14 protein-coding genes are annotated in these 12,562 nt (G+C 55.9%); 5 read left to right on the forward strand and 9 right to left on the reverse strand.

All coding sequences use genetic code 11. From position 1 onward, the window contains the following. Nucleotides 1-103: 103 nt before the first annotated feature. The 3 genes from kduD to AC1M2H_RS16020 all read left to right on the forward strand — a co-directional run bounded on the left by kduD (nt 104) and on the right by AC1M2H_RS16020 (nt 3,073). Entirely contained in the window at nt 104-865 is a 762-nt protein-coding gene (gene kduD / locus AC1M2H_RS16010; protein ID WP_480148093.1) for a 2-dehydro-3-deoxy-D-gluconate 5-dehydrogenase KduD, read from the forward strand. 91 nt (nt 866-956) lie between these two features. After that, complete coding sequence (locus AC1M2H_RS16015) at nt 957-1,547, forward strand: metal-dependent hydrolase (protein WP_480151960.1); 591 nt, start codon at nt 957-959, stop codon at nt 1,545-1,547. 134 nt (nt 1,548-1,681) lie between these two features. Continuing rightward, complete coding sequence (locus tag AC1M2H_RS16020; RefSeq protein WP_480148094.1) at nt 1,682-3,073, forward strand: L-cystine transporter; 1,392 nt, start codon at nt 1,682-1,684, stop codon at nt 3,071-3,073. Nucleotides 3,074-3,143: 70 nt separating this feature from the next. Here the strand turns inward: AC1M2H_RS16020 and cedA are convergent, their stop codons facing one another. From cedA to osmE, 8 genes are all read right to left on the reverse strand, one after another. Beyond that, entirely contained in the window at nt 3,144-3,383 is a 240-nt protein-coding gene (gene cedA / locus AC1M2H_RS16025; RefSeq protein ID WP_095096931.1) for a cell division activator CedA, read from the reverse strand. Nucleotides 3,384-3,652: 269 nt separating this feature from the next. Then, nucleotides 3,653-4,411: a chitin disaccharide deacetylase gene (chbG, locus tag AC1M2H_RS16030; RefSeq protein WP_480148095.1), complete on the reverse strand. Its 759-nt coding sequence runs from the start codon at nt 4,409-4,411 to the stop codon at nt 3,653-3,655. Between the two features lie 12 nt (nt 4,412-4,423). Continuing rightward, nucleotides 4,424-5,770, reverse strand: coding sequence for a 6-phospho-beta-glucosidase (locus tag AC1M2H_RS16035; protein ID WP_480148096.1), 1,347 nt, complete (start codon nt 5,768-5,770; stop codon nt 4,424-4,426). Between the two features lie 102 nt (nt 5,771-5,872). Beyond that, nucleotides 5,873-6,697, reverse strand: coding sequence for a transcriptional regulator ChbR (gene chbR, locus AC1M2H_RS16040; protein WP_480148097.1), 825 nt, complete (start codon nt 6,695-6,697; stop codon nt 5,873-5,875). A 27-nt stretch (nt 6,698-6,724) separates the two neighbouring features. Beyond that, the gene (gene chbA / locus AC1M2H_RS16045) at nt 6,725-7,072 is read right to left on the reverse strand and encodes a PTS N,N'-diacetylchitobiose transporter subunit IIA (protein WP_480148098.1); all 348 of its coding nucleotides are present in this window, start codon (nt 7,070-7,072) and stop codon (nt 6,725-6,727) included. Nucleotides 7,073-7,124: 52 nt separating this feature from the next. After that, nucleotides 7,125-8,483 carry a PTS N,N'-diacetylchitobiose transporter subunit IIC gene (gene chbC, locus AC1M2H_RS16050; RefSeq protein ID WP_480148099.1) on the reverse strand — a complete coding sequence of 453 codons (1,359 nt, stop codon included), beginning with the start codon at nt 8,481-8,483 and terminating at the stop codon, nt 7,125-7,127. Between the two features lie 168 nt (nt 8,484-8,651). Further along, nucleotides 8,652-8,972 carry a PTS N,N'-diacetylchitobiose transporter subunit IIB gene (gene chbB / locus AC1M2H_RS16055; protein WP_480148100.1) on the reverse strand — a complete coding sequence of 107 codons (321 nt, stop codon included), beginning with the start codon at nt 8,970-8,972 and terminating at the stop codon, nt 8,652-8,654. Nucleotides 8,973-9,267: 295 nt separating this feature from the next. Continuing rightward, complete coding sequence (osmE, locus tag AC1M2H_RS16060) at nt 9,268-9,606, reverse strand: osmotically-inducible lipoprotein OsmE (protein ID WP_426815490.1); 339 nt, start codon at nt 9,604-9,606, stop codon at nt 9,268-9,270. A gap of 277 nt (nt 9,607-9,883) precedes the next feature. Here osmE and nadE point away from each other — a divergent pair, with 277 nt between their 5' ends. After that, a complete protein-coding gene (gene nadE / locus AC1M2H_RS16065; RefSeq protein WP_480148101.1) occupies nt 9,884-10,708 on the forward strand; it encodes an ammonia-dependent NAD(+) synthetase in 825 nt (274 codons plus the stop codon). Nucleotides 10,709-10,807: 99 nt separating this feature from the next. Continuing rightward, nucleotides 10,808-11,680 (forward strand): excinuclease Cho, encoded by an 873-nt coding sequence (cho, locus tag AC1M2H_RS16070; protein WP_480148102.1) that lies wholly within the window; start codon nt 10,808-10,810, stop codon nt 11,678-11,680. Between the two features lie 82 nt (nt 11,681-11,762). On the opposite strand, the gene spy is transcribed toward cho, so the two are convergent. Beyond that, nucleotides 11,763-12,245, reverse strand: coding sequence for an ATP-independent periplasmic protein-refolding chaperone Spy (gene spy, locus AC1M2H_RS16075; RefSeq protein ID WP_464414725.1), 483 nt, complete (start codon nt 12,243-12,245; stop codon nt 11,763-11,765). Between the last annotated feature and the right edge of the window lie 317 nt (nt 12,246-12,562).

Below are 12,562 nucleotides of genomic sequence, written 5' to 3' on the forward strand. Positions count from 1 at the left end.
AAAATAAAACATCGTTTCATTTTATTTGTCTTTTCCCTCTGCTCCCTCTATGCTGGGCTACAGCGGCGTGTATTCACGCATACATCAGCATACGGAGGGAGATATGGTACTTAACGCCTTCGATCTTACGGGTAAGGTCGCAATCGTAACCGGATGCGACACGGGTCTGGGTCAGGGAATGGCCGTGGGGCTTGCCGAGGCCGGGTGCGATATCGTCAGCGTCAACCGGAAGATCCCGCACGAAACCGCAGAAAAAGTCCGGACGCTGGGCCGCCGCTTCAGCGCCGTTCAGGCGGATCTCAGCCGTCAGGACGAGATAAACCAAATCGTGGCGACGGCCGTTGCCGATATGGGCCGGGTAGATATTCTGGTCAATAACGCCGGGACGATTCGCCGCGCCGACGCGCTCGATTTTAGCGAGCGCGACTGGGACGACGTCATGAACCTCAACCTGAAGTCGGTGTTCTTTTTATCGCAGGCGGTCGCCCGGCAGTTTATTCGACAGGGCGGCGGCGGCAAGATCGTCAATATCGCCTCGATGCTCTCCTTCCAGGGCGGGATCCGCGTCCCGTCGTACACCGCCTCCAAGAGCGGCGTCCTCGGCTTAACCCGCCTGATGGCCAACGAATGGGCGGCGTACAATATTAACGTTAACGCCATCGCTCCGGGGTATATGGCGACCAATAATACCCAACAGCTGCGCGACGATAGCGAGCGTAGCAAAGAGATCCTCGACCGCATCCCCGCCGGGCGCTGGGGGCTGCCGGACGATTTGCAGGGGCCGGTGGTGTTCCTCGCCTCGGCCGCGGCGGATTACGTGAACGGCTATACCCTGGCGGTGGACGGCGGGTGGCTGGCGCGCTGACAATTTTGTGACAAAGAGTTACACCGTCACCTCTTCCGTACACTGTATAAAAACCCTATACTGTATGAATCGACAGTTTAGGGTTTTTATCATGACGGCGGAAGGCCATCTCCTCTTTTCTATCGCCTGTACGGTATTTGCGAAAAATGCGCAACTTACGCCGGTGCTGGCCCAGGGCGACTGGTGGCATATCGTCCCCTCCGCGGTGCTGACCTGCCTGCTGCCCGATATCGATCATCCTAAATCCTTCCTGGGCCAGCGGCTGAGCTGGATCTCGAGACCGGTAGCGCGCGCATTTGGCCATCGGGGATTCACCCACAGCCTGCTGGCGGTATTCGCGGCGATCACCCTTTTCTATCTGAAAGTCCCGGAGAGCTGGTTTGTCCCCGCCGACGCGCTGCAGGGGCTGGTGCTCGGCTATCTTAGCCATATTCTGGCCGATATGCTGACCCCCGCCGGCGTGCCGCTGCTGTGGCCCTGCCGCTGGCGTTTTCGCCTGCCCATCCTCGCGCCGCGCAAGGGCAACCAGCTCGAGCGCGCGCTGTGCATGGCGCTGTTCGTCTACGCGGTGTGGATGCCGCAGACTTTCGCCGAGAATAGCGCCGTTCGCTGGTCGTCGGGTATGATTAATACGCTGCAGATAACCTTTAATCGCTTTATTAGTCAGCAGACCGGACGATAAATAAACGAAATATCAAATAAGTTATAATCAATTCCATTTGAATATAAGTAATGAATTCCTCTTCTGCTACCCTTGCGCCATAAGAGCTGGTAAACAGGCCAGCCCGGGTAATAAAAGATATCAGGAGAATGGGAATGAACTTTCCACTTATAGCGAACGTTATCGTGTTCGCGATTTTGCTGTTTGCTCTGGGCCAAACCCGCCACAAACAGTGGAGCCTCGCCAAAAAAGTGCTGGCCGGTCTGGTCATTGGCGTGGTATTCGGTCTTGCGCTGCAGCTTATTTACGGTTCCGACAGCCAGATACTGAAAGATTCCATTCAATGGTTCAATATCGTCGGCAACGGCTACGTACAGCTGCTGCAGATGATCGTCATGCCGCTGGTATTCGCTTCTATTCTGAGCGCCGTCGCGCGCCTGCACAACGCTTCTCAGCTGGGTAAAATCAGCTTCCTGAGCATTGGCACCCTGCTGTTCACCACCCTTATCGCGGCCCTGGTTGGCGTACTGGTAACCAACCTGTTCGGCCTGACCGCCGAAGGGCTGGTGCAGGGAAGCGCGGAGACCGCCCGCCTGAACGCCATTCAGAGCAACTACGTCGGTAAGGTCGCGGACCTCAGCGTTCCACAGCTGATCCTCTCCTTTGTGCCGAAGAACCCGTTTGCTGACCTGACCGGCGCTAACCCGACCTCTATCATCAGCATCGTTATCTTCGCCGCCTTCCTCGGCGTCGCTTCCCTGAAGCTGCTGAAAGACGACGTCGCCAAAGGCCAGCGCGTGCTGACCGCCATAGATACCCTGCAGGCCTGGGTGATGAAGCTGGTACGCCTGGTGATGCAGCTGACGCCGTACGGCGTGCTGGCGCTGATGACTAAAGTGGTGGCGGGCTCCAACCTGCAGGACATCATCAAGCTCGGTAGCTTCGTCGTCGCCTCCTACCTCGGCCTTGGCATCATGTTCGTGGTCCACGGGCTGCTGCTGGCGGTTAACGGCGTGAGCCCGCTGAAATACTTCCGCAAGGTGTGGCCGGTGCTGACCTTTGCCTTCACCAGCCGCTCCAGCGCCGCGTCCATTCCGCTGAATGTGGAAGCGCAAACCCGTCGCCTGGGCGTGCCTGAATCGATCGCCAGCTTCTCCGCCTCCTTTGGCGCGACGATTGGCCAAAACGGCTGCGCCGGCCTCTATCCGGCCATGCTGGCGGTGATGGTTGCCCCTACCGTTGGTATCAACCCGCTCGATCCGCTGTGGATTGCCACCCTGGTCGGCATTGTGACCGTCAGCTCCGCCGGGGTTGCCGGCGTCGGCGGCGGCGCCACTTTCGCCGCGCTGATCGTCCTGCCGGCGATGGGTCTGCCGGTAACGCTGGTCGCGCTGCTAATCTCCGTTGAGCCGCTGATCGATATGGGCCGCACCGCGCTGAACGTCAACGGCTCGATGACCGCCGGGACCCTGACCAGCCAGTGGCTACGCCAGACCGATAAAACCATTCTTGAGAACGAAGACGACGCCGAACTGGCGCAGCGCTAACCTCAGGCCGGGATAAAAAAAACCGCAGATAGCGCGCTATCTGCGGTTTTTTTATTGCTCAATTCTGCGTTCAGGGCGCCAGCTCGTTTTCCTGGCGGGTTTGCGTCGCCCAGCGCTGCGCCGCTTCCGGTACGCTAAACGCAGGAGAGCGACGAAAGCGTTCCCCGAGCAAAATAAAGGCCACGTACTTACCCCGCAGCAGCCACACGTCGCGAAAACCGTCCATTTTGACGGCGTGTTCCGGCGGCGCTGGCTCCGCTCGAGGCACGTAGCTAATGACAGGGCGATTTTGTTGGCGAAGCGTTTTCATGGCTTATGGATTCACTAAACAAAGCGGGAACAGAACCGTCATCATAGCTGAAAATCCCCCATCGCGTCGCCCCCTGCTTGCCGCTCGTTTTATCCGGTGAAGCGCGAGAGCCGCAACGTTCCATCCTCATAGGGGTTTGGGTTCAGCAACGACCGTTGCCGTAATGGCGCGATGGCTAATATGTGAACCCTGATGGCGGCGATCCCGGCATAGCAAAAGGCCCGGCGGCGTCACCGCCGTCGGGCCCTTATCACGGGCGACTCCATTCTTTAGACGTCGCGGTAGGTCCCGAGACGATAGCCGCGTTCGGCAACCGCATATTTCAGCGCTTCGGAGGTCAGTACCTCCAGCTCCGCCAGCCGCGGCTGGCAATAGGCGCTGCTCATAATGGCGTGGTCAATAAACGCCGGGTGGCACATCACCTCCAGCGACGCCTCCTGCCGCTGGATTGAATCATCCAGGATCTGTAGGAACAGCGCGGCGGAAATCGCTTCGCCGTAGAACTCGCTGGCAAAGCCATCGCTGCTGCGCGCCGCATCCTGCGCCAGGCCGTCGCGCTGCGCCTGCTGACGGTCAATACGCAGCGCCACGCCCTTCTCACGGGCAAATGCCGCCACGATGGGATAGATCGGCGCGATCATATGCACATGGTGATGGCTGTCGATATGCGTCGGTTCATAGCCAAACAGCTCGATAAACCGCTGATACTGACACTCCAGCTCGTGCGCGATCTCATCCAGCGGCAGGCTTCCCTCTTCCGCAATCTGCCAGATCCACTTGCCCAGGCGCCCTTCGCGGGTGAGGCCCGGCATCGCGGAGAGCGGCTCGCCCAGCGTCAGGACAAAATGCATTCCGACGCCCAGCTCCGGCACGCAGCGGCTGAGCCGGGCCGCATGGCCGATCGCCGCGCCGTTAACCAGCGCCGTGGTCGAGGTCACCAGCCTATTTTTGCAGGCTTCAATAATACCGTAGTTCTGCCCTTTGCTGAGACCAAAGTCGTCGGCATTAACGATTAACACGCGTTCCATCAGCCGCTCCCGTTACTGTTTTAGTTTCGCAATCGTCGCCGCAAAGTTGGGCAGCCATTTTTCGTGGGCGAGGATCATTTCGCGCGCCAGCGTTTCGGCATCGCGGTCGGAGTGAATCAGCGGGCTCAGATTGAGCGCCAGCAGGACATCGTCCAGCTCGCCGCTTATCGCCGCCTGGCTCGCCGCCACTTCAAAGCCCTTGATGGTGTAAATCAGTCCCTGGACTTTTTCATCGAAATGAGTGATGCGCGGCGTCGGCTTCGCCCCGTCGCGGCCGAGCGTACAGGTCATTTCCACCGCCCAGTCTGCCGGGATATTATCAACGTGGCCATAGTGCGGGATATTTACGTAGTGTTCGGCCTGCTTGTCGTTGTAGATAGCGTTGATCACTTCGCAGGCGGCGTCGGAGTAGTAGGCCCCGCCGCGCAGCTCCAGCTCTTTCGGCTTAACGTTAAGGTCCGGATTTTTATATAGCTCGAACAGCTGTTTTTCCACCTTCTGTACCACCTGAGCGCGGGCGCCGCCCTTATAGTACTCGCCCATTTCAATCGCCAGCATCTCTTTCGGCTTGAAGTAGTACAGCAGATAGGAGCACGGAATGAGGCGCAGGGAGCGAATCAGCCCTTCGCTGAACGGCAGATCGAAGATGTTTTTCACCGAGTTGGCGCTCAGGGAGCCGGAGGCGACGCCCTCCAGCAGCTCGTCGAAGCGCGATTCGCCGTTTACCAGCACATCGCGGACAAACACGAGGTGGTTGAGGCCAAACAGGTCGATATTCAGCTCATCGTTCGGGCTCAGCTGCAGTACGTCGGTAATAAACATTTTCATGCCGATCGGAATATTGCACACGCCGATAAAGCGTCTGAAACTCGTGTGGCGATAGACGGCCTCGGTCACCATTCCCGCCGGGTTGGTAAAGTTAATTACCCATGCGTCCGGGCAGATCTCCTGCACGTCTTTGACAATATCAAAAATCACCGGAATGGTGCGCAGGCCTTTGAACAGGCCGCCGGCGCCGTTGGTTTCCTGGCCAAGATAGCCGTGGCTCAGCGGGATGCGCTCGTCTTTCTCGCGCGCCTTGAGCTGGCCGACGCGTAGCTGGGTGGTAACGAAGTCCGCGCCTTCCAGCGCCGCGCGGCGATCCAGCGTTTTATAGACCTTCAGCGGAACGCCGGCTTTTTCCACCATCCGCTCGCAGAGGGCGTGGATAATATCGAGCTTCTCCTGTCCTTCCGCCACGTCCACCAGCCACAGCTCCGTAACCGGCAGCTCGTGATAACGCTTGAGGAATCCTTCGAGGAGTTCAGGGGTATAGCTGCTGCCGCCGCCGATAGTAACGATTTTTAATTTCTGGCTCATTATATTCTCCCTTGTGGCGCCACGAACTGCGCGTAGCCCACTCTCCGTATCAATACGGACAGTTAACTTGAACATTTTCCAGCGCGGAAGGTTCCGCTCCGGTTAATTAAGGATGGTAAGCTTCTTACGATAATTGCTTGGCGTAAATGAGGTCAGTTTTTTGAATGTCTTAATAAACAAACTGGGGCTGCTGTATCCTGATTCGTAGGCAATATCGGTTACCGAGTAGTTGGTTATTTCCAGCTGTTTCTTGGCGAAGTTGATGCGAATGTCATTAATAATCTGCATCGGCGTTTTACCATAATAGCGCTGGGTCGCCCGGGTTAAATATTCCTGAGTTTTCCCGGAGAGCTCGACCATCTGCTCAAGCGCCCCTTCGCCAAATTTATGTTTATCGTGCATCTCCTCGACGGTATTTTTTAGCCACTGCGGAATAACATCCTGCACCGGCTCCTCGCGGTAGTGTCGTAAACGGTTAATGGTGTAAAACGAGACCAGCTCAATAAATTCGTCAAATTCGGTTTCGCGAAAATTCAGCGAGGCAATCACCGATTCGATGTAGCTGAGAAAGGTGCTTTTTACCGCGTAGACCTGGGAGGCCACCAGACCAAACGGCAGCAGCGGCAGATAGTGTTTCTCAAAGAAACTGCGGCTGATGCCAACGTTAAGAATGCGCGTCGCGCCAAACTCGTAAAAGCTTTGATGGTGCGACCCCATTGGGATGAAGACAAAATCCCCGCGCTCCAGCAGCACCCGTTTGCCGTTAATTTCCTGATAATAGCGCCCGGTTAACACGATGGTGTATTCGTAATAGTCATGCTGGTGAAGCCCGCTCACGCTCTCCGTCTTGTTATAGATGACCACATGAAAGTTTTTCCCGTTGAAGAGCTGCTGTTCGCGGGCGGTACTAATTTCTGTGGTCATCATCTTTGGCTGCCTCATCGTGTAGATGGCCTATTGTACCTTCTCATGTAGCTCAATCAATTCGGCGACCAGCTCGCGGGCCAGCATCGAGGTCATCAGATGATCCTGCGCATGAACCAGCACCAGGCTGACCTTCATTTTCCCTTCGCCTTCATCGCTTTCAATCAGCTGGGTCTGCACGCGGTGGGCTTCGCTCAGCGCCAACCGCGACTGCTCCATCATCGCCTTCGCGGCGGCGAAGTCGCTCTGTTTCGCCTGCTTCAGGGCGGCATAGGCCAGGCTGCGGGCCTGCCCGGAATTGATAATCAGCCCCATCACCACCTCTTCGAGGTCATTCTCGGGCATCTCTGCTGCTTCGATATGGTCCAGATCAAACATAGTATTTCCTCATTTCTCAGGCGGTACGGGAAAGCTCCCGTACCGCTCGACATCAGAATTTCAGTGCGTTAGCGATATCTTCTTCGCTCTCTTCCTGCTCGATGGTGCTTTGCGCTTTATTGGAAATCGCGACAAACGGCAGGTAGACCAGAGTCGAAACGCCAAGGTTGAACAGCGCCACCAGCAGAACGGCGACGCTGCCGTTACTGTTGAAGAAGGCGCCGAGGCCGGTCGGCATGGTCCACGGGGCAAGGTTGGTCACCGGTGGGATAATCCCCATGCTGTAGGCCGCCAGAGTGATGGCTGCCAGAATCGGCTGCACCAGCACGAACGGGATAAACATCACCGGGTTCATAATAATCGGCAGGCCGAACAGAATCGGTTCGTTAATCTGGAAGATGCCTGACGGCAGCGCCAGCTTCGCAACCTGACGATGGTCGGCGCGGCGTGAGCCGATAAAGATGGCGATAATCAGACCCAGAGTCGCGCCGGAGCCGCCCAGCAGGATGTAGGAGTCGAGCATCGGCTTGGCCCAGAAGTGGAACTGTTTGCCCGCTTCGATGGCCGCTTCAACGGAACCATACTGGTTATACAGCGCAATGTTTTCCAACGCCCACGGGGTCATGATGCCGTTATCCAGCGCGGTCAGCGCCAGCGAACCGTGTACGCCAAAGAACCACAGCAGGGAGTTGAAAATAACGTACGCCCAGCCGACAACGCTGCCCATCGCCGCCAGCGGCGTGGAGATGGAGTCCATAATGATCTGGTGGAAGTTGCTGCCATAGGAGGCCAGCAGCCAGGAGATGATGCCGAAGATAGACAGAATCAGGAAGCCCGGGATCAGCGCCGAGAACGAACGCGATACCGATGACGGCACGCTGTCCGGCAGGGTAATGACCCAGTTGCGGCGAATAACGAAGGTAAACAGCTCCGCCACCACCAGACCGATGATCATCCCCGAAATAATGTTTTGTCCGCCCAGCCAGTTGGCGCCGACGGCGTAGGCATCGCCGACGCTATAGGGCGTGACGGTCATAAATGCCGCAACGGCTAACAGCCCGGCGGCCATCGGGTCGACCTTGCGCTCTTCAGCCAGCGCCGCGCCGATAAAGAACGGCGCCATCAGCGACATAATGCCGAGCGTACCGTTATAAACGTTACCGCCGATGGCTTTAAAGCTATTTAAGGTTTCAATGGTTGAGGCATCCAGGCGGATCCCCATGGAATAGAAGAAAGAGCCTTCACCAAAGCTAAGAAATACGTTGTTAATTAATACAAACATGGCCCCGGCAAGGGTCAACGGCATTAATTTAATAAAGCCGTTTTTAATCGCATTAATATGCGGTTGTTTTCCTATTTTAACAGCAAAAGGAAGGAGTACCTTTTCAAGCGAATCAATCACTTTACTCATAGTCAATACCCTTTAAAAGCCGTAATCGTACAATTACGGCATAATGATGAAATTACTCTTTGACGGGAAAATAAACTCTTTATTATTCGGGCGGCCGGCAGCGCAGATATTTCATTACCACGAAATTAGCTACGCAGGTTGCCCGAAAGGTCGAGTTTTAAAATTAAATTATTGTGCAGCAGCTTTCTTAATGGCCGCAACGGCCGCTTTCAGAACACCTAAACCATCAACCTTGCCGTACAGCGCAGAGTCGATTACTTCCACCGGCTTGTTGGACAGCAGCCGCTGAATCTCGGGAAGCATATACGCAATCTGTGGGCCTAATAAAACGACGTCGGCTTCCGGTCCCTTCTCCCCGGCGAGGGTTTCAGGAAATGCTTCAATAATGACCGGCACTGCATATTTTTCAGCCTGGGCACGCATTTTGGATACCAGCAGCGAAGTGGACATTCCAGCCGAGCAGAACAGATAGATATGTTTCTTTTCCATGAATGCTTCCTCAATTTGTAGAACCTGGCGGCCTCCTGCAGAATATTATGCCGAAGAACCGGGTAAGGCATGTCGCTGTTCAATTGATCTTGTTTATGCATTGAGTATACGGCATCCCTCGGCGCCTGGATAATTCCTGGTTAAACAAAATTGTCTCTCATTGACCTCGTGTTTTGACTACCCTCACATTTCCCTCAAATAATTCGCGCAATTAAATAAGCATCAGCACGCATAAAAAAGCCCGACCAATGGTCGGGCATTCTCGTCGGGCATTCTCGGGACTCAGTATCAGGGACTACTTGCTGTTACGCGGGTCCGTATCGTACTCCGAGCAGGTCTGATAGCCAGAGTTCATCACGTGACCGGTGTCGTCGAGAGCGACAAAGTAGGTCTCCATTTTACCATCCCGTTGACCCAGGATGTAGGTCTGGCAGGTGCCGCGGGCGTGAATCATCGTCACCTCAGATGACGGCTTGCCCGCCACCTGCAGTACCTGGGAGCGCGACATCCCTTTTTTGACATCTTTAACAACCGGCTGTGTGAACTGGTCTGCGGTACGATCGTAGGCCGTACACCCGGCCAACATAGTCAGTACTGCCGCTGCGCCCATAAGTCCTGCTAAATTCTTATTCATATTCCGTCCTCTTTTATTTGGCGTGTGAATAAGCCTGGAATAAATATCGTTATTTTTCAAGCCGAAGGTCGATTTAAGCGAAATTTCAGTGCGATATGCCGGTTTAGCCCGCCGCATCGAGCCTCCTGCGGGCCGCCGCGCGTACCATAAAAAAATCGTATGTCATTGATTGCCTTATTTTGCAGCACTCAAAACGACGATCCTTGTCGTTTCAACGGCAAAGAGGTAGCTTTAAGCCATGCTGGTTGCCAAACAGATTCACTTTCCGGAGGGCGCGATGACGCTACAACAAGAGATTATCCAGGCGCTGGGTGCCAGTCCCCAGATCGATACAGACGGTGAGATCCGCCGCAGCGTAGATTTTTTGAAATCCTATTTGCAGACCTATCCCTTTATTAAGGCGCTGGTTCTGGGCATCAGCGGCGGCCAGGACTCCACCCTGACCGGTAAGCTGTGCCAGCAGGCAATTAATGAACTGCGGGCAGAAGGCGACGACAGCCGTCAGTTTATCGCCGTGCGCCTGCCTTACGGCGTACAGGCGGATGAGCAGGATTGCCAGGATGCCATCGCCTTCATTCAGCCGGATCGCGTGCTGACGGTCAATATTAAGGGCGCGGTACTGGCCAGCGAACAGGCGCTGCGGGAAGCCGGGATTGAGCTCAGCGACTTTGTTCGCGGCAATGAAAAAGCCCGCGAGCGCATGAAGGCGCAGTACAGCATCGCCGGCATGACCCACGGCGTGGTGGTCGGTACCGACCACGCGGCGGAAGCCATCACCGGTTTCTTTACCAAATACGGCGACGGCGGCACCGATATCAACCCGATTTTCCGCCTCAACAAGCGCCAGGGGAAACAGCTGCTGGCGCGGCTGGGCTGTCCGGAGCATTTATACAAGAAACTGCCGACCGCCGATCTGGAAGATGACCGCCCATCCCTGCCGGATGAAGCGGCGCTGGGCGTCACCTACGACAATATCGACGACTATCTGGAAGGGAAAACCCTCGACGAGAAAACGGCCAAAATTATCGAAGGCTGGTACCTGAAAACGGAACACAAGCGGCGGCCGCCGATCACCGTCTTCGACGACTTCTGGAAGAAATAGCCTTCACCACAGCCCCGGCTCCGGCCGGGTTATTTTTTGCCCTTTTCGCCCCCTCCCCCGGCTGCTATACTGGTTAAATAAACAGCATCAGGAGTCATTGTGGTCAGAAGGCAATCCGCCCCGCGTCTGGAGTTTGAAGCGGCGGCAATTTATGCATATCCCGAACATCTGCGCCCCTGGCTGGCGTCTCTGCCCAGCCTGCCGGGCGTCTATCTGTTTCATGGCGAAAGCGACACCCTGCCGCTCTATATCGGTAAAAGCGTCAATATCCGCAGCCGGGTGCTGTCGCATCTGCGCACGCCGGATGAAGCCGCCATGCTGCGCCAGGCGCGGCGTATTAGCTGGCATCGTACCGCGGGCGAACTCGGCGCGCTGCTGCTCGAAGCGCAGCTTATTAAGCAGCAGCAGCCGCTGTTCAATAAGCGGCTACGGCGCACTAAGCAGCTCTGCTCGCTGCTGCTGAGCGATTCCCGCCCGCAGGTGGCGTATGCCCGCGAGCTGGACTTTTCCCGCCAGGAGCATCTGTACGGCCTGTTCGCCAACCGCCGCGCGGCCCTGCAGGCGCTAACCAGCCTCGCCGATGAACATCGGCTGTGCTACGGGCTGCTGGGGCTGGAACCGCTCAGCCGCGGCCGGGCCTGCTTTCGTTCCGCACTCGGGCGCTGCGCCGGCGCCTGCTGCGGTAAAGAGAGCGTAGAGGCCCATAACGCGCGGCTGCACGCCAGCCTGGCGCAGATGCGGCTGGTGTGCTGGCCCTGGCCGGGGCCGGTGGCGCTGGAAGAGAAAGGGCCCGATATGACCCGCTATCATGTGATTCATAACTGGCTGTGGCTGGGGGCCGTAGAGACGCTGGCGCAGGCGCAAACGCTGACGCAGCTGCCGGCGGGCTTCGATCACGATGGCTACAAAATTCTCTGCAAGCCGCTGCTGCGCGGCGATTTTACGCTCCACCCGCTCCAGCCGGCGCCCTGACAAACGAAAAAACCGCCGGTCCTGCCCAAAGCCTGACGGCGTATGTTGGGCAGAACCGGCGGTCTTCATTCCGCGGGCTGAATTACTCAGCAGATGGAGGCATTTTACCTTCCGGCGCTTTACGATCTGTCAGATGCTTCTCAAAATTTGCATTGAACTGTTTTTTCTGTTCCGGCGTCAGAATGTTGTAAATCTTGTTCTGGGTTTCGATACGGGAGAGCGCCATATCTTTATGCTGCGCTTCCATCTTGTCGATTTGCGCTTCCGCTTTCGCCTTATCGAAGGTGTCGCTGGCGATCAGCTCATGCATCGCGCGGCGCTCGTCGAGGGAAGGACGTTTCATATTTTGGCGCTGGCTTTTCATGATGTCGCGGATCTGCTGTTTTTGCGCATCGGTCAGGTTCAGACCTTTAAACATCATTTCATGCGGGCCGCCGTGCATTCCCTTATGGTGCATCATGGGTTTGCTATCGGTCGGGGTCGCGGTGGTATCCGCGGCGTGAGCGAGGTTAGCGGCACCCAGGGCCAGGGTAGAGGCAACAAACAGAGCGGTAATCTTCTTCATATTCAGTCCTTACTTTAAGTTATTCTTACGGCCTGCGCCGCGTTGACGAGATAAACTTTACGATGTTTATCGTCAATTAGTCAGAGCAAGCGTAAAACAATGAAAGTATAAAAAACAGTTTCTCACCAATTGTGGAGAAAATAAGGAAAATGAGGGGATAATTGCAACGAAAAATATTTAACGAGCTGTTTTATAAAGAAACCATGGAGATTATAAAACAGAGGAGATTAAAAACAAAGCGGTTAACCAGGAATAATCCGCAAGCGACCATCAAAGCACGAAAAAATAAGATTAAACAATTCGATCCGCGCGGAAAA

Source organism: Klebsiella sp. F11 (genome assembly GCF_056712265.1).